Annotated in this window: 11 protein-coding genes; 9 read left to right on the top strand and 2 right to left on the bottom strand. The window is 52.2% G+C overall.

All coding sequences use genetic code 11. From position 1 onward, the window contains the following. The first annotated feature begins 26 nt into the window (after positions 1-26). Entirely contained in the window at positions 27-2,459 is a 2,433-nt protein-coding gene (locus C1752_RS10795) for a methyl-accepting chemotaxis protein (RefSeq protein ID WP_110986072.1), read from the top strand. A gap of 132 nt (positions 2,460-2,591) precedes the next feature. Next, positions 2,592-5,735, top strand: a complete 3,144-nt coding sequence (locus C1752_RS10790) for a response regulator (RefSeq protein ID WP_110986071.1) — start codon at positions 2,592-2,594, stop codon at positions 5,733-5,735. Between the two features lie 44 nt (positions 5,736-5,779). Here the strand turns inward: C1752_RS10790 and C1752_RS10785 are convergent, their stop codons facing one another. Together C1752_RS10785 and C1752_RS10780 are read right to left on the bottom strand one after the other, a co-directional pair. Next, positions 5,780-6,178 (bottom strand): DoxX family protein, encoded by a 399-nt coding sequence (locus C1752_RS10785; RefSeq protein ID WP_110986070.1) that lies wholly within the window; start codon positions 6,176-6,178, stop codon positions 5,780-5,782. Positions 6,179-6,225: 47 nt separating this feature from the next. Continuing rightward, positions 6,226-7,479 (bottom strand): FIST signal transduction protein, encoded by a 1,254-nt coding sequence (locus tag C1752_RS10780; RefSeq protein ID WP_110986069.1) that lies wholly within the window; start codon positions 7,477-7,479, stop codon positions 6,226-6,228. A gap of 204 nt (positions 7,480-7,683) precedes the next feature. Here C1752_RS10780 and sufU point away from each other — a divergent pair, with 204 nt between their 5' ends. The 7 genes from sufU to C1752_RS10745 all read left to right on the top strand — a co-directional run bounded on the left by sufU (position 7,684) and on the right by C1752_RS10745 (position 18,565). Beyond that, complete coding sequence (gene sufU / locus C1752_RS10775) at positions 7,684-8,151, top strand: Fe-S cluster assembly sulfur transfer protein SufU (protein ID WP_110986068.1); 468 nt, start codon at positions 7,684-7,686, stop codon at positions 8,149-8,151. Further along, positions 8,152-8,679 (top strand): Ycf51 family protein, encoded by a 528-nt coding sequence (locus C1752_RS10770; RefSeq protein WP_110986067.1) that lies wholly within the window; start codon positions 8,152-8,154, stop codon positions 8,677-8,679. It abuts the gene before it with no gap. 37 nt (positions 8,680-8,716) lie between these two features. Continuing rightward, positions 8,717-9,862, top strand: coding sequence for an iron-containing alcohol dehydrogenase family protein (locus C1752_RS10765; protein WP_110986066.1), 1,146 nt, complete (start codon positions 8,717-8,719; stop codon positions 9,860-9,862). After that, positions 9,859-11,049, top strand: coding sequence for an aspartate aminotransferase (locus tag C1752_RS10760; RefSeq protein ID WP_110986065.1), 1,191 nt, complete (start codon positions 9,859-9,861; stop codon positions 11,047-11,049). Before C1752_RS10765 ends, C1752_RS10760 begins: the two co-directional genes overlap by 4 nt. Before the next feature lie 65 nt (positions 11,050-11,114). Further along, a complete protein-coding gene (locus C1752_RS10755) occupies positions 11,115-12,449 on the top strand; it encodes a TrkH family potassium uptake protein (protein ID WP_110986064.1) in 1,335 nt (444 codons plus the stop codon). Positions 12,450-12,811: 362 nt separating this feature from the next. Beyond that, positions 12,812-15,094: an NACHT domain-containing protein gene (locus C1752_RS10750; RefSeq protein WP_110986063.1), complete on the top strand. Its 2,283-nt coding sequence runs from the start codon at positions 12,812-12,814 to the stop codon at positions 15,092-15,094. Positions 15,095-15,118: 24 nt separating this feature from the next. Further along, complete coding sequence (locus C1752_RS10745) at positions 15,119-18,565, top strand: ATP-binding protein (RefSeq protein WP_110986062.1); 3,447 nt, start codon at positions 15,119-15,121, stop codon at positions 18,563-18,565. The last annotated feature ends 4 nt before the right edge of the window (positions 18,566-18,569 follow it).

Below are 18,569 nucleotides of genomic sequence, written 5' to 3'. Positions count from 1 at the left end.
TTTATTGATTTATAAACGGAACGATCATGACGACTCAAAAGGATTTCGTAACCACTAATGCGGTTAGCAGCGGCCATGTCACTGTGGAAGAACAGGTTGAGGCTCCTGTGGCACCAACAGCCAACACAGAGGTAGCAAGGCAGACCGCGCCTGCAGTCACGCTGCGTCGTCGTTTGTTGACAACAATTGTGCCCGTAGCGCTGGCGCCGTTGGCGATCGCAAGTGCCGTTGGCTATACCCAAACAGAAGCACAGCTAAAGGAAAAGGCACTTTTACAGCTCGAAGAAGTCAGTCTACTCACGGCTGAGGCGAGTGAGATTTTCTTGACCGATACCTTGAAGTTTCCTGATTTGATTAGCAGTGACCCCATTTTGCTACAGGCAGTCCAAGCGGGTAATCAGCAGGTGGTCGCAGAAGGACTGGCTCAGAAGCCTGTTGATGCGGTTGAGCAGCAGTTCGCAAATAAGCTGCTCACGCCCAATGCAGCCCTAAATAGCTACCTTAAGCGGGTGACGGAAAATGCAGATCTAGCCCGAGTGGTCGTCACCAGCAAAGATGGTTTTAATGTGGGCTTTAGTCGCCCCACGGATACGTTTGTCCAAAATGAGAAAGTTTGGTGGCAACAGGCTAAAGCCAATGGCCAGGCCATTGAGGAACCCAGATTAGATCAGGTGACCGGGGAGCCGGTCTTGGGGGTTGCTAAGCAAATTAAAGATGTTGCGGGCAACATGATCGGTGTGATGGAAATCACGTTGCCGACCACAGAGCTGGATGAAGCGATTAGTAAGCTGATTATTCCTAACTTGACGGAAACAGAGATTGTCCAAATTGTAGACCCGAGATTAGAAACAAATCAGGTTGTTGATACGATCTCTGCTGAGGGAAGCGATACCGAAAACCAAGACATCACTGGGGGCGCAGATATTTTGACTGCGGCCAATCTCCTTGAAGACTATATCGAGGCAGAGTCAGGAGATCTGAACGCTACGAAGGCACAGATTAGTAATATTGATGGCATGAAGGACGTCACACTAACGGAAAGAGAGGCCGGTGAGTTTAAGTTAGTCTTTGCTGCCTTTACCGACCAAGGTCGTTTTTATAATCTGTCGATTGTTCCGAATACAAAACTGGTTGCGATCGCATCCGTTTCCACTGCAGAAGAAGCCGCCGTTGCCCGAAACCAGTTGCTATTGTTTGCGATTATCGGTTTACTGCTGGGTGCCGTTGTAGTCGCCGTTATTTTCTGGCTCTCCAATACAGTCTCTCAGCCACTCACGGATCTTACGGGCGTTGCCGACGAAGCCGCTGAGGGGAACCTAGAGGTGCAGGCCAAAGAGCAAGGCACCATTGAAACCCGAACCCTGGCTCGCACCTTCAATACGATGGTGGCCGAGGTAAAAGACCTGCTCGGTAAGCAGGAGCAAGCCACTAAAGAGCAGAAAGAGGCCCGCGACAAACTAGAAATGGAGATTTACCAGCTCCTTGACGAAGTAGGCGACGCGGTGGATGGTGACCTCACCGTTCGAGCCAGCTTGAGTTCCATGGAAATGAGTACCGTTGCTGACCTGTTTAACGCCATTATCGACAACCTTAAAGACATCGCTGAACAGGTGAAAGATTCCTCGGTTAAGGTAAATTCCTCCCTAGACGAGAACGGAAATGCAGTTCAGACTCTGGCGGATCAAGCCATTCAAGAAACGGAACGGACCCGAGATACGCTCAGCTCCATTGAGCAGATGTCAATGTCCATTGCGAATGTTTCTGCCAACGCGAGTAAAGCAGCAACCATTTCAGATGAAGCCTACGCCACGGTCCAGGAAGGCAGCACTGCAATGGATCAGACAGTAGACAGTATTCTCGGTCTACGCAACACCGTAGGCGAAACCTCTAAGAAAATTAAGCGGTTGGGCGAATCCTCGCAAAAGATTTCTCAGGTGGTTTCATTGATTGAAGAAATCGCCCTGAAGACCAACCTGCTAGCGATTAACGCCAGTGTTGAGGCCAGTCGAGCTGGCGAGCAAGGTCAAGGTTTCACGGTTGTTGCCGAGCAGGTCGGCGCTCTGGCGGAACAGTCTGCGGCTGCGACCAAAGAAATCGCCCAGATTGTAGCCGGGATTCAGGCTGAAACGAAAGAAGTAACAGAAGCAATGGAAGTCGGCACCACTCAAGTTGTGGATAGTACGCGCCTCGTGGAAGACACCAAAACCAAGCTAGCAGATGTACTCAATCGTTCTCAAGAGATCAACACCTTGATGCAGTCGATTTCGGAGGCAACGACGACGCAAACGGAAACGTCCAGAACGGTGACGGACCTGATGACGGAAATGGCACTTCTGTCAGAGCTGCGGTCAGAATCATCGACCCAAGTGGCTAAATCCATGCAAGATACAGCCACGATTGCCCAAAAGCTAGAGGCCGCTGTCGCTCAGTTTAAGCTCGAAGAAAAGACTGCGGGCTAAACGCTTGCCTTTGCATCCTTTATCTTCCCCAGTACGGGGTCAGCGTAGTGTCCTTGAGCACTGCCTTATTTGCCTAACAGTCCCTTCGCCTTATCAACTCTTTAGTTTGCGATCGCAACTCGCCAAAACATCATGGATACTGACCGACAAATCCAGTACAAATTTCTAGACGAAGCAGAAGACTGCTACGACACTATCGAAGGTGTGCTCCTCGGATTAGCGATGGACGTTGCTGAGGCAAAGAAACTAGATGAGGCACTGCGAGCCGCTCACTCCGTCAAAGGAGGAGCCGCCATGATGGGCCTCTCCGATCTCAGTTCAGTGGCGCACCGTTATGAAGACTCCTTTAAAGTGTTGCGCGTTCATCACGTCGCTAAAAATATTGAAACAGAAGTAGAAACACTGCTGCTTCAAGGATTAGACTGTCTACGGCAAATCGGCAATCGCTATCGAGAAACCACCGATATTGATCAAGATTGGCTCAAAGAAGCCATTCATCCCGTCTTTGACCAGCTCCAGACACACCTAGGCGACGTCACCGACGCAGACGAAGACGCCCTTCTCACCCAAGACGAAGAAGACACCGATCCGGCTTTAATTTTGTTTGAAGACGGGGTCGAAGCCGTTCTCGATCGGGTTGAATCACAGTTCGAGACCTTGTCCGCCCCTCAGCTAGCCACCGAACTGACCACCACCGCCGCAGAGCTAATGGCCTTCGGCCATATGGCTCAGCTTAATGCCTTTATTGAACTCTGCCAGTCGGTCCAGCAATGGGCAGAACAGGTTTCACCGGAGCAAATTCCTGAGCTATCCCAAGCTGCCCTCAAGACCTGGCGACGCTCCCATGCTCTCGTGCTACGCCGTCGGTTTGAAAAACTGCCCAATCAGCTCCAAGACTTCACCCCAAGTCTCACATCAGAAGCGCTCCCTGCCAATGATCTAGACGAAGTAGATACCTTCGCAGATGCCCTCGAAACGCTTGACCTAAACGCCCTACAAACCGATTTCGGTAGCCTAGAATTGCCCGCCGAAGAAAACCTCGAAACACTTTCCATCCCTGTTTCAGCTGAATTGGCTGACGAACTGACGATTGAAACGCCCGATGCTGATGTCTTCGCTGACGCCCTCAGCAATTTTGACGAAGAAGCATTCGCCGATTTGCAGGATGCCTTCAGCGCAGAGTCCTTACAGGCGCTCTCCGAAGCCGAAACCTTAGAAGAAGTCGAACCTGAAACAGTTCAAGAAACAGACCCAGCAGCTATTCCTGAACTTTTAACCGTCGAGAGTGCAGCCCAGGCCCTACAGCAGGCAACGGCCAGCACCCAACCCTCTACTTCTACTGCGGCAGCCCCCATCACCAGCGGCAAAACCGTTCGCGTTCCCGTAGAGCAACTGGAGCAATTCAATACCCTCTTCGGGAAACTGGTCCTAGAGCGCAATACCGTTAACCTGCGCTTAGACCAGCTTCAAACCTTTACCCAACTAATGCGGAAGCGCATTCGCCAGCTAGAGCAATCCAATACCCAGCTTCAGCAGTGGTATGACCGCGCCTCAATGGAAGGGATTGTGCCCACCGAAGGGTCCGTATCTGAGATCCCCAGCACAGCAAAAGATTCCCAACCGCCGGAAGAGCAATCCTCTAGTCAATTTGACGCCCTAGAAATGGACCGGTATACCGACCTCCACCTCATTGCCCAAGAGCAGATCGAAACAATCGTTCAGCTGCAAGAAGTCGGCACTGACGTTGACCTGACCCTGCAAGATATGGGACAGGCCGTCCGCGATCTCAACCAAACCACCCGCTCTTTACAGGGCAACATGACCCGCACACAGATGGTCCCCTTTGGTGAGATTGTGAAACGATTCCCACGGGTAATCCGCGACTTGGGTCTTCAATATGATAAACCTGTGCGATTGGTCATAGAAGGAGAGAACACTCTCATTGACCGGGCTACCGTCGGATCATTATCTCAAACGCTCAACCAGCTCCTGCGAAACGCTTTTGATCACGGCATCGGCAGTCAAGAACGCCGCTCATCGATTGGCAAGCCTGCTGAAGGAACCATTACCATCACTGCCCGCAACCGAGGCACCCAAACAGCCATTACCCTCAGCGACGATGGGGCTGGGATTCGTCTTGATGGGGTGCGAGATCGCCTCCAAGAAATGGGACTCACCCCATCCGAAGTTTCACAAATGTCTGAACCGGACCTGCTCGACTGCATTTTTGAGCCAGGCTTTAGCACCGCCGATCAGGTGACAGAGCTCTCAGGTCGGGGCGTTGGCATGGATATTGTGCGAACCAACCTGCATGAGATTAACGGCGAAGTACAGGTGCAGACGGAGCCTGGTGTCGGCACTACATTTACCGTTGCGGTTCCCTATACCCTATCAATTCTAAGAGTCATGCTGCTAGAGCATTCCGGCCTGATCTTTGCCGTTCCCGGTAACAGCATCCGCGAACTCTTAAGTCTCAGCGCAGAGCAACTGCAACACATTGAGCAATCCCAACAACTCACTTGGCAGAACAGACCGATTCCGGTCATTGACCTAGCCCAGTATTGGGGCTTTAACCATGCTCAAAAGTTCTCTGAGATGCAAGGAGTGCCCGTTATTAACAAACCAACCGTGCTCGTGGTCGGTGAAGGGAATACCATCGGGGGCTTTGAGATTGACCGATTCTGGGGTGAACAGGAAGTCACCATTCGCACAGTTGACAGTCCACTGCCGTTACCACGCGGCTTTGGCAGTTCCACCGTCCTAGGGGACGGCCGTGTAGTGCCCATTGTAGACCCCACCGTGGTGCTGCAATGGTGCCTAGAACAAAAAGCAGCCGGTCTAACGCTGCAGAAGGTCACTCACAACGAATCCTCTGTACCCGCTCAGCAAACCAACACAATCTTAGTGGTGGATGACTCCGTCAACGTTCGTCGCTTTCTAACCAACACCTTTGAGAAAGCGGGCTATCGGGTCGAGCAGGCCAAGGATGGTCAAGATGCCGTCGATAAACTTGAAAGTGGTTTGGTCGTGCAGGCAGTAGTCTGTGATATCGAAATGCCTCGCCTAGATGGTTACGGGGTGCTGGAAGAACTCAAAGGTCAGTCTCGGTTTGAAGAGCTACCCATTGTCATGCTAACTTCGCGCAGCCACGACAAACACCGTAAGATTGCAATGAACTTAGGCGCTTCGGCCTATTTCTCTAAGCCATTCAACGAGCAAGAACTACTGGAAATCCTGGCCAACTTCGTGGCGACACAGACGCCTGAGTATGCATAATGCCCAAGTCATAGTGGGTTCAAAGATCTTTCTCTACGAGTAACTTACTTAACTTCAGCCGTTTGAGGTACTCGCGTAAACCACCAAGCCCAGGCAATCAACACAGCCTGAAAGGGAAGACGTACCCAGTAGGCCACCAGATTATGAGGCATTCCGTCAATCACAAGATCATTGACCGCCATATTCACATTGGCAGGGAAGACGGCAATAAACAGCAGAATCAAGCCCCAGGCGGCATATCGACTCGCGAACGGAATCAGTAAACCCACACCACCCAGAATCTCAAAGACGCCACTAATTTGCACCAGCTCTAGATGATAGGGCAGATAATTGGGCATCATCTGCACAAAAGGGGTGGGCGTCACCCAGTGAGCCACGCCAGCCGCGATCACAAATACGGCCAAGAGGACTCGAAAAATGGTTTTGATGATTTTTGAGTTCATGGTGTACCCATACTGAACGTTGCTATACGCTCTTTGAAAGTAAGGACCTAATCTCTGGACGGTTGGCTGAAAATGCCGAAGGCTGCGGTATATCCATGTAGGAAGGTCGTTCCACCAATGGGACCAATTTCACCATTGCAAAAGAAGCCACTGACCGGAATGTTCTTGATATATCGGTGAAAGAGCTCAGTATCAAAATCAGGCCGATCGTAGAACCCTTCCCCTCGACCGAGACAGTCAAAAAGTAACACTCCAGCAGCAGCGTGATCGCCAATTTGCTTCCTAAGATACTGCTCTAGGAGTGCTTCTAAATCTTCAGCAGAAGCTTCTGCGTCTCTAAGATGGAACTGGATCCGCTGACCAGAACGGATGCGATCGCCAATGGCAACGGCACCAATCCGAGGATCAACGCCGATCAGATTCCGAATCAAAAAGTCACCGGGTTCCAACTTTTGCTTAAACTCGTTGCGAACGACGCCCACCGAAAGCGCGTGCTGCGCCAGCGCTCGGTCCTCTTCATCTAAAGTATCCACCACGCTCTGCAGCGCCTCTAGAGGCGTCTGTTCTTTTCCCGTTTCAGGCAGCTGGTCGAGGTCAAGCGGTGCAAGCTGCTCTTCCACCCGCAGGACAACATTGCGCTCTGCATCGGTAACGCGGTAAGGCTGCCCAATAGGACGACATCCTTGAGCCACGATGGTTTCAACCTTAATATCGCCGCTGAGAGCAACCCCAATCGCACCCTCCCGATAAAGCTGATCGTCACAGAATAGTCCACTGCCGTCGCTTAAGTTAGGGCCGCTGGTCAGACCGCCAATTTTGACGGCTCCAGGATAGGCATAGTCCAGTCCCTGCAGTAGATCGTTAACCTTCGTAGTCGCCGCATCAGCAAGCAGAATGAAGTGAGGTTGATCGGTGGGGTCCACCTGCATCAGATCAACCCACCGATCAGGCGCGCTATCGGGATCAGGTAGGTCTTCTGCCATCAACTGGAAGGTCTGCAGCTTCACACCAGGTAAGGAAGCGAGAGTCAGAGAAACGGCAGGCTGCTCTTCAATTTCTGAGGTCAGCCCTGGGGAGGCTTGGCCAATAATACCGTCCCCCCCACAGCCAATAATGTGGCGCACATTCAGTCGTTCTTGCAGCAGCGGCAGTAGCCGAGGATATTCACTGGTAAAGCTCGTAGAGATGAACAACAGTGCGAGGTCGGCCTGGATCTCAAGGGACTTTTGAGCTTGCCCAATCACGTCATCAAGCGCTGCTTCCAGAGACGGACGCATTGATAATGCACTAACCCACTTCATTCAGCCTCCTTTCGACTTCGCCTTGGCAAAGGCCCACAGAATCCGAAAACGACCGTTAACGTCGTTGAGCGTGTTTATTCGGTCTGATCACGGTCTTCACAATACTCTAAACGATCCGTGTCGCTTTCACTGCCAGATCCCGATCATTCCCGCCGCCAAACCGTTACAGTGATAACAGAAGCGCAATGGCACCCCCTTTCAACTATGCCCCTGGATAACTTACGAACCCTCTATCAGCAGGTCATTCTAGAACGATATAAGAAGCCAAGGCATCGCGGCATAACGGAGCCGGTTCATCGACACCAGCGGGGCCATAATCCCTCCTGCGGCGACACAATTGATCTGACGGTGCAGCTCAATGAGGCCGGTGACAGCATTGAAGATGTCAAATTTGAAGGGGAAGGATGTGCGATCGCAATGTCTTCCGCAGACCTGATGGCCGATGCTGCGCGGGGCAAAACAATTTCTGAGGCCCTAGAAATGGTGCAGCAGTTCCAGAAAATGATGAAGGGTGAGGCCGAGTTCCCCAAAGAGCAGCGGAAGCTCAACGTCATGCAGGGAGTCGCTCAGTTCCCGGTGCGCATAAAATGTGCCACATTAACCTGGCATACCTTGCGGGCGGCACTGGAGCAGACCGAATCTGAATTCATCAGCAACGAGGAGACCTCCTAGATGACCCCAAATAGCATCTTCCTGCAGTATGGCCAGTGGAGTGCCATTTTGATGGCGATCTGCGCCGTGTTCGCGGGTCTGGCCTTCATGTTTAAGTGGGGCTTCCGCTTTCGTATCGTGGGCGCCACCGGATTTTTAGGTGTATTAACCGCAGGGCTATTTGCCCTCAGCCTAGTACCACTGACGCGCACCGCAATTCCAGGAGCGGTCCGGTACTCCTTAATCTATGACTCCGCCGGACCGCAGGCCGTAATTGTGGTGCCGTCTGAGATTACGAAGCCTCAGTTGGAGGCAACTCTACAGCAGGCTGCCAGCAATCTATTCTCCCCTGGACGCACCTCGCAGGGCGCTGATCAGCTCACGATTCGAGCACGTGCCTTAATCCATCCTCACCCTGGCGTCTCAGAAATTGTTGTCCTAGGCCAAGTCAAACGATCGCTCTCCGTTCGTGAAGATGAGAATATGAACGTGGAAATATTTGACGAGCGACTCGCTCAGCTTCCACAGGTTGCCAGTAACGACTCTTAACCGGTTTTCAAACTCGTTTCAGTCCCTCATTTTGATCATGGTACAAGTCACGCGTCCCCGAACCACTGCGATTGCCCCCTCTCAGATTCTGCGGGGAAAAGGAATCCTTGAGAGCTGCGTTGAGGTTTCATCCCTAGGTCAACGCCCCCTCGTGATTGGAGGGAACCACGGTCTCGATCAAGTGCGGTCGTCATTGCAAACAGCACTCGCACATCTGAGCTGGGAAGAAGCGTCCTACGCCCCAGACTGCAGTGAGGCGAGCTTAGAAAAACTCTGTTCAGCAGTCCAAGCACATCAGGCCGACCTAGTCATTGGCGCAGGCGGCGGTAAAGCCCTAGACGCAGCCAAGTGGGTGGGCTATCACTGCCGGCTTCCTGTAGTGACCATCCCCACCTCTGCCGCGACCTGCGCCGCTTGGACAGCACTCTCTAACCTTTACTCCGACAACGGAACCTTCGAGTACGATGTCTCACTCTCCCAATGTCCCAATCTCTTAATTCTTGACTACCAGCTGATTGAAAGCGCACCCCAACGAACCCTGGTCGCCGGAATCGGAGATGCTCTAGCCAAGTGGTATGAAGCCTCCGTCAGCAGCGGTCAGTCTCAAGATACTTTGGTGATTGCTGCCGTACAGCAGGCCCGCGTTCTGCGCGATATTTTGCTGCAAAAATCAGCAGAGGCACTGGCCAGTCCCGGCAGCGATATCTGGTGTCAGGTAGTTGATGCCTCAGTGTTAATGGCGGGCGTGATCGGCGGGCTGGGCGGCGCTCAATGTCGAACAGTTGCTGCCCACGCAGTTCATAACGGCTTGACCCATTTACCTCACCACAAAGGCAGTTTGCATGGGGAAAAAGTTGCCTATGGTATTCTGGTGCAGCTTCGACTCGAAGAAATGCTCCAGGGAAGCCAATTGGCAATGACGGCGCGACACCAGCTTTTAGCGTTTTATCGACAGATTGGCCTGCCCACAACGCTCGCAGATCTGGGGATGGCGGAGGTCTCTCTGCAAGTTTTGATGCAGTCCGCAGACGTGGCCTGTGCCCCTCAGTCCGATCTTCATCATTTGCCCTTTACCGTTGTGCCCGATCAATTAATGGCTGCAATGGTCTCCACGACAGCCCCTATCCCTGGTCGTGTTTCCTGTACTCAGCAGATGAACGGGCTGAACGAGGACTGCCCATGAGCCTAGACTGGATTGCGCCTGCAGAACGACTCAGTGCCTTACCGCCTTACGTCTTTGCCCGCCTAGATGAACTGAAAACTCAAGCGCGTCTGCAGGGGATTGATCTGATTGATTTGGGGATGGGCAACCCCGATGGCTCTGCGCCCCAGCCGGTGATTGATGCTGCGATATCAGCCTTCAAAACCCCGGAGTACCACGGTTACCCTCCCTTCGAAGGCACCGCCAGCTTTCGCAACACGATCACAGACTGGTACCGACGACGCTACGGTGTCGAGCTTGACGCAGACGGTGAAGCGCTGCCGCTGCTAGGTTCCAAAGAAGGACTAACCCATTTAGCGCTGGCCTACGTCAATCCTGGAGACGTTGTTCTAGTTCCCAATCCCGCTTACCCCCCTCACTTTCGTGGCCCCGCCCTGGCCGGGGCCGATTTATACGAGCTATTGCTAAAGCCAGAGAACGATTGGCTCATCGATCTCAACGCTATTCCTGAAGATATCGCGCGTCGTGCAAAGATTCTCTACTTTAATTATCCCTCGAATCCCACAACGGCCGTGGCACCCCGCTCCTTTTTTGAAGAGATGGTGGCCTTTGCCCGCGAGTACAACATTTTACTAGTCCATGATCTCTGCTATGCCGAGCTTTCCTTCGACGGCTATCAACCCGTCAGTCTCCTAGAAATTCCGGGAGGGAAAGATATTGGAGTTGAATTTCATACCCTCTCCAAAACCTACAACATGGCCGGTTGGCGCGTCGGATTTGTGGTTGGGAATCGCCATATTATTCAGGGGCTACGGACCCTCAAAACAAACCTTGACTACGGCATTTTCTCGGTTATTCAATCTGCTGCTGAAACAGCCCTTAACTTACCCGACAGTCATCTCCAGTGGGTGCAAGATCGCTACCGCAACCGACGAGATTTTTTGATCGCAGGTCTAGGAAAATTGGGGTGGCAAATTCCAAAAACCCAGGCCACGATGTATCTTTGGATTCCTTGCCCTGTGGGGATGGGATCCACTGACTTTGCGCTGCAGCTCATTGAGCAAACCGGCATTGTCGTCACGCCGGGGAATGCTTTTGGCTCCGGTGGCGAAGGCTATGTGCGCGTCAGCTTGATTGCTGGAGATGATCGCCTTGCCGAGGCACTAGAGCGTCTTGATGGCGCTGGTATTCGCTATCGAACCCCATAAAGGAGCGCTCTTTGAATTACGACACCCAAATGGGACATTCTCTGGCAAGGGGTAGTTAACAACCAATGACCGTCTCTCGCACGATTTGTCTGGGGTTTTTAGCTCTCATTGTGGTAGGCACCCTATTACTGCTGCTGCCCTTTTCCACGACCAGTGGGCAATGGAATGATCCGCTGGTCGCACTGTTTACGGCAACGTCAGCCGTCTGTGTAACCGGCCACATCGTTGTGGACACCGGCACCTACTTTTCCCGTTGGGGGCAAGGGATTATTCTGGCCCTGATTCAGGTCGGGGGATTGGGCTACATGATGTCCACCACTTTCTTACTATTGCTTCTAGGTCGCAAGTTTGGCCTGCGAGATAAAATTGCGCTTCAGCAATCCCTTGATCGGCGCAAAATGCAGGGAAGCGCTCGACTGGTTCAGTCGATCATTTCTACTATTATCCTATTTGAGCTGACGGGACTGTTCGCGATGCTGTGGGTTTTTGTACCCAACTATGGCTGGTCCCAAGGCCTTTGGCTCTCGCTATTCCATAGCGTGAGCGCTTGGAACAATGCAGGCTTTAGCCTCTTCTCTGATAGCTTGACGGGCTATCAGTCTTCATGGCTGATGCATTTGGTGGTGCCTGCCCTTGTGATTTTTGGCGGTATTGGTTACGAGACGCTGTTCGAGGCTTATCTCTGGGGACGCGATCGCATCTCTGGCAAAGCAGAGCGCATGATTTTTTCCCTTAACTTTCGGGTCGTCATCAGCACTACCGTCGTATTGCTCAGCATGGGCACCGTCGCCTTTTTTCTCACAGAAATTCGGAATCCAGCGACTCTAGGGTCGCTTAATCTCAAACAACAGGTTTTAGCCGCTTGGTTCCAGTCCATGACCGCGAGAACTGCAGGATTCAACTCCATTGACGTGGGCAAGATGAGCACCGCCGGTTTATTCATGACCATTGCCCTAATGTTTGTCGGAGCCAGCCCCGGCGGAACAGGCGGCGGCGTCAAAACAACAACATTACGGATTTTGGCAGGCGCAACCCGAGCCATTCTTCAAGGTCGTGAAGATGTTTGTATGTACGAACGTGAAATTCCCATCTCAATGATTTTAAAAGCCATTGGGGTTTTTCTGGGCTCAATCACAGCGGTGGTCATTATTACCACCCTGATTGCGTTCACTGATCCAGAGATTGGCTTTATTCAGATTTTGTTTGAAGTGGTCTCAGCCTTCGCCACCGTGGGTTTGTCGACAGGCATCACCACCAGCTTATCTGCGACAGCAAAGCTGCTGTTAGTCCTCACGATGTACATGGGTCGAGTAGGGATTCTGCTTTTGATGACGGTCATTTTAGGAGACCCGAAACCAAGAAAAGTACATTACCCAGAGGAGTCTCTGCTAGTCGGCTAGTGTTTTAACTGACCTGCAGCAGAACAGCAAATGCTGATAGCCTTTCAGAGACTGCATGAACAGACTAAAGTTAGAATCAAAGTATTTAGAGATCTATAGTTTTACCTTCTCAAAAGGAATTTAGAGGCTGTTAGCATCTTTCTAAGAGAGCTAGGGGAATCATTGGGTACTCAACATCATGATCCGACACTTTTAAAGCAACCCCTAAAGCTTTGGGCTGACTTTTTTGACGTTAATCTGACAAAACGAGAGATCGAATTAGGAGAATTTTGGGTACCCTACCGTTGGGTCTTGAGAACCCGATCATATTCAGTCTCAGAAAAAAGGCTCACATAGCCATCGGTCCATAGGAGTAGGAATTTATGGCAAAACGATCGCTTTTTGCCACACCTGTCGGTGCCATCAAAGCCAAACAGGCCTTTCAACGCCTTGGGTGGACTCAGGAGTATTTAGCTGCCCAGGTAAGCGTCCAGACCCGGCAACCCATTTGGAAATTTTTCACCGGGAAACCCATTGAGCGACATATTTTTATTGATCTTTGCTTTCAGCTGGACCTGGAATGGCAGGAGATTGCAGGCCTTCCTAGCCCCGACGACCTCAGAGCAACCTCCACGGCGCAAGAGTTAGACGAATGGGTTCAAAGACTGCGAACTTATCAGCAAGGTCAACTACAGGCCCAGTGTGGCATCCTGCAGTCTTCGCTAGACGTAACTCATACGCTGCAGCTCAGTGAGATCTATACCGGCATTCAAACGTTGCCCCAACTGACCCACCAGCGCTGGCTAGAGATTTCTGAGCTACAGACCGCAACGGAATCCACCCGATTTATGCCGGTCCATGACGATTTAACGCAGGGTGCAGAAACCATTAAGGCCCACTCAAAGCTAGTGATTGTGGGTAAACCTGGAGCCGGTAAGACTACTTTTTTACAGCACATTGCCCTTGAGTGCCAAGGCAACCGTCTACGACCGGAATGCATTCCCATTTTTATCCCGCTGCGGATGCTGACGCGCACCGCCCAAGATGATTTCAGCATTGTCGATTACATCAGCCGGGTCTGGAACGGCAGCGGCCTTGCAGATGAGCAACTCGAACGGTTGCTACAGCAGGGCCGTGTACTGATTCTGCTGGATGGCCTTGATGAGGTGGCTCAAGAGAACAGCCAAAGTCTCATTCACCAAATTCAAGACTTTGCCGATCAGTACTATCAATGCCAGATCATTGTCACCTGCCGGATTGCCGCCCAATCCTATTACTTTCGTGGGTTCACCTACGTTGAGCTAGCAGACTTCAATCAGGCCCAAATTGAAGCCTTTGCCCGTCGCTATTTCGTCGCGACGGCCCAGAATTCAAAGACAGCAGGACTCTCTAAAGCCACCCAGTTTTTCGAGCAGCTCCAGCAGCATGAGAATCAGCCGATTCGAGAATTAGTGGTCAGTCCACTGTTGCTCAGCTTGGTCTGTTCTGTTTTTCAGGAGCGGTCTTCCTTTCCCAGCAATCGCGCAAAGCTTTACAAAGCGGCTTTAGATATTCTGCTGGGTCGCTGGGATCAGGCCCGAGGCATCCATCGAGACACGACCTATCAACAGCTCTCGCGGGCGCAAAAAATCACGCTAATGGGGCAGATTGCCGCAACGACCTTTGAGCAGGGCCATTTCTATTTTGAGAAACAGGATGTCCTACGGATTATTGCCGGGTATCTATCCAGTTTTGCCGACGTTAGCTCAGATCCAGAGGTGCTTTGGCAAGCTAGTGAGGCTGTACTGGGCTCCATTGTTCTGCAGCACGGCTTGCTGGTTGAGCGAGCCCGAGATGTCTATTCATTCTCGCATTTGACCTTTCAGGAATATCTCGCCGCTCGCAAAATTGTAGCGACGCCTCCAGCATCTCGCCAGCAAGCGTTGGCGCACTTAGCGACCCATGTCTGTGATGCTCAGTGGCGTGAGGTACTGCTGCTCACCAGCAGCATGCTGCCGGATGCGACCGATCTGGTACAGCAAATCCAGGCTCAAATTCAAGGCTTGGCCCACACAGAATCCTTGCAAAAGTTTCTCGCTGGACTCGATCGCAAGGTAAGTGGGCTAGAGCTCGACTGCAAGCCAGCGGCAGTGAGGGCATTCTACTTCAGTCTGCTGTTTGATCGGGATCTGAACCTTGCGATCGCACTTGATCCAACCCTTGCCAATGACCTGCCTGACGCCTTGGCCCTAGACCTGGCCTTCGTGCGGGCCTTCAACCTCAGCTTGCCATTAGTGAAAGGATCTAGTCTCAAAGAAATTCTCAACTTCAGCTTCGCGTTGGACCTAGAACAGCGGTTTACCTTTGAAACACCACTGCGCCAAAGCTGGCAAGCCCTCAAAGAAAAACTTCCTGACCCCGCCATGGGTGAAATAAATCTCCAGAACTGGTGGCAGACCGATGGGCTCCAATGGGTTGAAAGCTTCCAGGCCTGGCTCACTGAGCATCGTCACCTCAACTGGCCGCCCAAGGGACAAGGACAGCTTCAACAGTACTATCAAGCGAATCAGCGACTAGTAGACTGTCTGAGCGGAGAATGCAGACTCCCTTCCGAGCTGAAATCCCAGCTACAGTCCACAGTCCTGCAGCCCGTCTCGACCCTGCGGCCCGCTAGCCCATGTTCATAGAGATCCGATCACTCAGTGGACATTATGAACAGCCATGAATCAGAGGCGGTCCACCATCTATTAGTCATTCAAGATCAGCAGGGACGATGGTCCGTTGCCCTTCAGGAAGCCACTGGGTCCATTGGTCGCGATGCCAGAAATAACATTATTTTGGATGCTCCGACAGTCTCTCGCCAACATGCGACACTCCTGCGCATTCCACTGCCGCAAGCAGGGCACTATCGATTTCGGCTGGTGGACGGCAACCTCAGCGGGGAAAGGAGCGCAGCCGGTTTAGTGGTCAACGGACAGGCTTGCCTCTGCCATGATTTGCAAACGGGAGACGTGATTCAGTTTGGCGACCAAGCAGAGGCAAAGTACTACGTCGTCTCTCGTCCTCCCGGATGCTCTGATGTCAGAATGTTCGACGATCCCTCAGGATTTTTGCTACCCCAAAATCCTCACAACGATCAGGGCTTCAAAGAGACCAATGATGCCGCCTTAGCCCGTCTCGCTTCCTTCCCTGAACTGATTCCCACACCGATTATTGAGATGAGTGTCGCAGGAGCGATTACGTACCTCAATCCTGCAGCCTTAGCCCAGTTCCCAGATCTTAGAAGCCAGGGAGTACAGCATCCCTTACTGGCTGATCTGCCCTCCATCATCGATTCTTGTTCAGATGAGACGTTGGTTTGCACCACTCGGCTGGGTGAAGTTCTGCTGGAGCAGTCCATTCATTTTTTGCCCAGTAATGGCCTCATTCGTCTATTCGTCACTGACATCACCGAACGGAATAAAATCGAGAGTGACCTCTGGCGGCGCGACCGGCTGCTGCGAGAGGTGATTGCAGCTCAAGATATTAGTTTTGCGGCTCGCTTCAATCGGCTCTTGAAGTTAGGCTGCGAATGGTTTGGGTTATCCACTGGCGTGCTCGCAAAAATGCAGGACGATCAGGTCGAGATTCTGGCAACGCACGGATTACTCACAGCAGAGGATTTGACGTGGGAACTCTCTCAGAACGATCGAGAGCACTGGCGCAATATTCTAAAGACATCGGATCCCGTCGAACAAACGGGCTATTTAGCGGAGAGCAATCCTTTCCTCTCTTCCCTCCCAGACTTACCGATAGTCACCTCCTTTGGCCATCGCGTAGTAGTGAGGGGAGAGGTTTACGGCATCCTCTTTTTTACTAGCCTCGTTCCCTCTTCTCAGGCGTTTCGGGCAGCGGATCGAGAACTGCTGCAGATGATGGCCCAGTGGGTCGGCGGCGAAATCGAGCGTCAGCAGTCGCAGGTCGCACTTCAGCAGCAGCTACGCCGCACGGTGGTCCTCAGACAAATTACCCAAGATATTCGTCAAAGCTTAGACACTCAGCATATTCTGCAAACAGCAGTGAATGAGATGGGTCAGGTCTTTGAGGTCAATCGATGCATTATCCATGCCTATAGTGAGGAACCTGAGCCACAACTTCCCTGCGTGGCTGAGTATTTGACCCCTGGGACCGCTTCAATGCTCAATTTTACAATCCCAGTTGAGGGCAATCAGCATGCACAAACCGTGCTGACCCAGGATACAGCAGTGGTCTCGGAACAAGTAGCAACAGATCCGCTGTTGAAAGACCATCTGGCGTTCTGCGAACAACTGAATGTGCAGTCCATGCTGGCGATTCGAACCTCTTACCAAGGTCAGCCCAACGGTATTGTGGCGCTACATCAATGCGATCGCATCCGTCACTGGCAGCCCGAAGATACTGAGCTGTTCCAATACCTTGCAGATCAGGTGGGATTAGCCCTCGCCCAGGCGCGCCTGCTAGAGCAAGAAACCGACCATCGCCAGCAGCTCGCTCGCCAGAATAAAGCCCTTGCGATCGCACAGCAGGAATCAGAATTAGCCAATCGAGCCAAAAGCCAGTTCTTGGCGACCATGAGCCACGAGATCCGCACCCCCATGAATGCCGTGATTGGGATGGCGGAGCTATTGATGGATACAGGACTGACCGCTCAGCAGCAAGATTTTGCTGAAACCATCACCAAAAGTGGCGAGGCATTGCTAACCCTGCTCAATGACTTACTCGATCTCTCTAAAATCGAGTCCGGAAAGCTGGCATTAAATATCCATCCCCTAGAGATTCGGCAGTGCGTCCAGGAAGTGTTTAATATCCTCCAGTCCCAGGCCGTTGCCAAAGGACTAACGCTAGCGCTGCACATTGACGCGACTGTCCCAGCAGTGGTGATGGGTGATGACCTACGACTGCGGCAAATTTTACTGAACTTGATCAGCAACGCCATTAAGTTTACCGAAACCGGCACCATTTCAGTGACGGTGACGGCCACCACCGTGACGGCAGCCTACGATATTCGTTTTGCAGTCAAAGATACAGGCATTGGCTTGGCGCCTGATCAGCAGTCTCTACTATTTCAGCCCTTCAGCCAGTTAGATGCGTCTATTACCCGTAAATATGGGGGCACGGGCTTGGGCTTAGCGATTTGCCAACAGCTGGTCTTGTTGATGGGGGGCGATATCTGGGCCACCAGCCACGGCAGTGTTGCCGGCGCGCCCCCTCCACAATGGCTGCGAAGGCAGATGCTGAATGATGCTCCTGTTGTCGAGCAACCCTCTGGTTCGACATTCTATTTCACTATCTTGGCCCAGCTTGAGACGGCAGACTGGGTCCAACAGATGTCAGAGACCGTGGAGTCTCTCTTTCAACCTCATGTGCAGGTTCCAGATTTGCCGCAGCACCGCATTTTGGTCGCGGAGGACAACCGCACGAATCAAAAAGTTATTGAGCTGATGCTCGAGAAACTAGGGTACCAGGCGGATATCGTCGATAACGGTGCCGAGGCAGTCGAGGCCCTTCGTTTGCGGTCTTACCGCGTCGTACTGTTGGATATTGAGATGCCTAAAATGGACGGTCTCACGGCAGCTCGGCTCATTTGTGAGCAGTGGCCACCCTCTACAAGACCCTACCTGATTGCCGTTACAGCCTATGCAATGAATGATGACCGCCAGCGATGCTTAGACGCAGGCATGAATGATGTGATCACGAAACCTCTGCGAGGACAGGCTATTCTGCAGGCACTACAGCACGCGTTCCAGGCCCCCGAAATACAGCAACCCCCAGTCCAAGAGCCGCCGCCGGCAGATCAGGATGAAGCTATTTTAGATGGGGAGGTGCTGCAAGCGCTGCGGCAGATGGGGAGTGAACAGGCGCTGACTGAAATTGTCAATCAGTATCTTGAAGATGCGCCCATTAGTTTGCAGAGAGTAGAAGATGCGATCATAATCAAAAACTCAGACGCCCTCCGTCAGGCGGCCCACAGCCTCCGATCCAGCAGCGCAAACCTAGGGGCCTTAGGGTTCGCCCATCTCTGCAAACAGATTGAAGACTTGGGCAAAGCGGGTACGGTTGCCAACGTCACCATTGAACCTCTACGTTCTGAATATCCTAAAGTTAAGGCTGCACTACAGCGAGCCTTTCCGCAGGCCTGAGGAA

It is taken from the genome of Acaryochloris thomasi RCC1774 (genome assembly GCF_003231495.1).
Lineage (GTDB): Bacteria > Cyanobacteriota > Cyanobacteriia > Thermosynechococcales > Thermosynechococcaceae > RCC1774.
The sequence above is the reverse complement of the archived record's forward strand: the minus strand, read 5'-3'. Positions and strand labels throughout refer to the sequence as shown.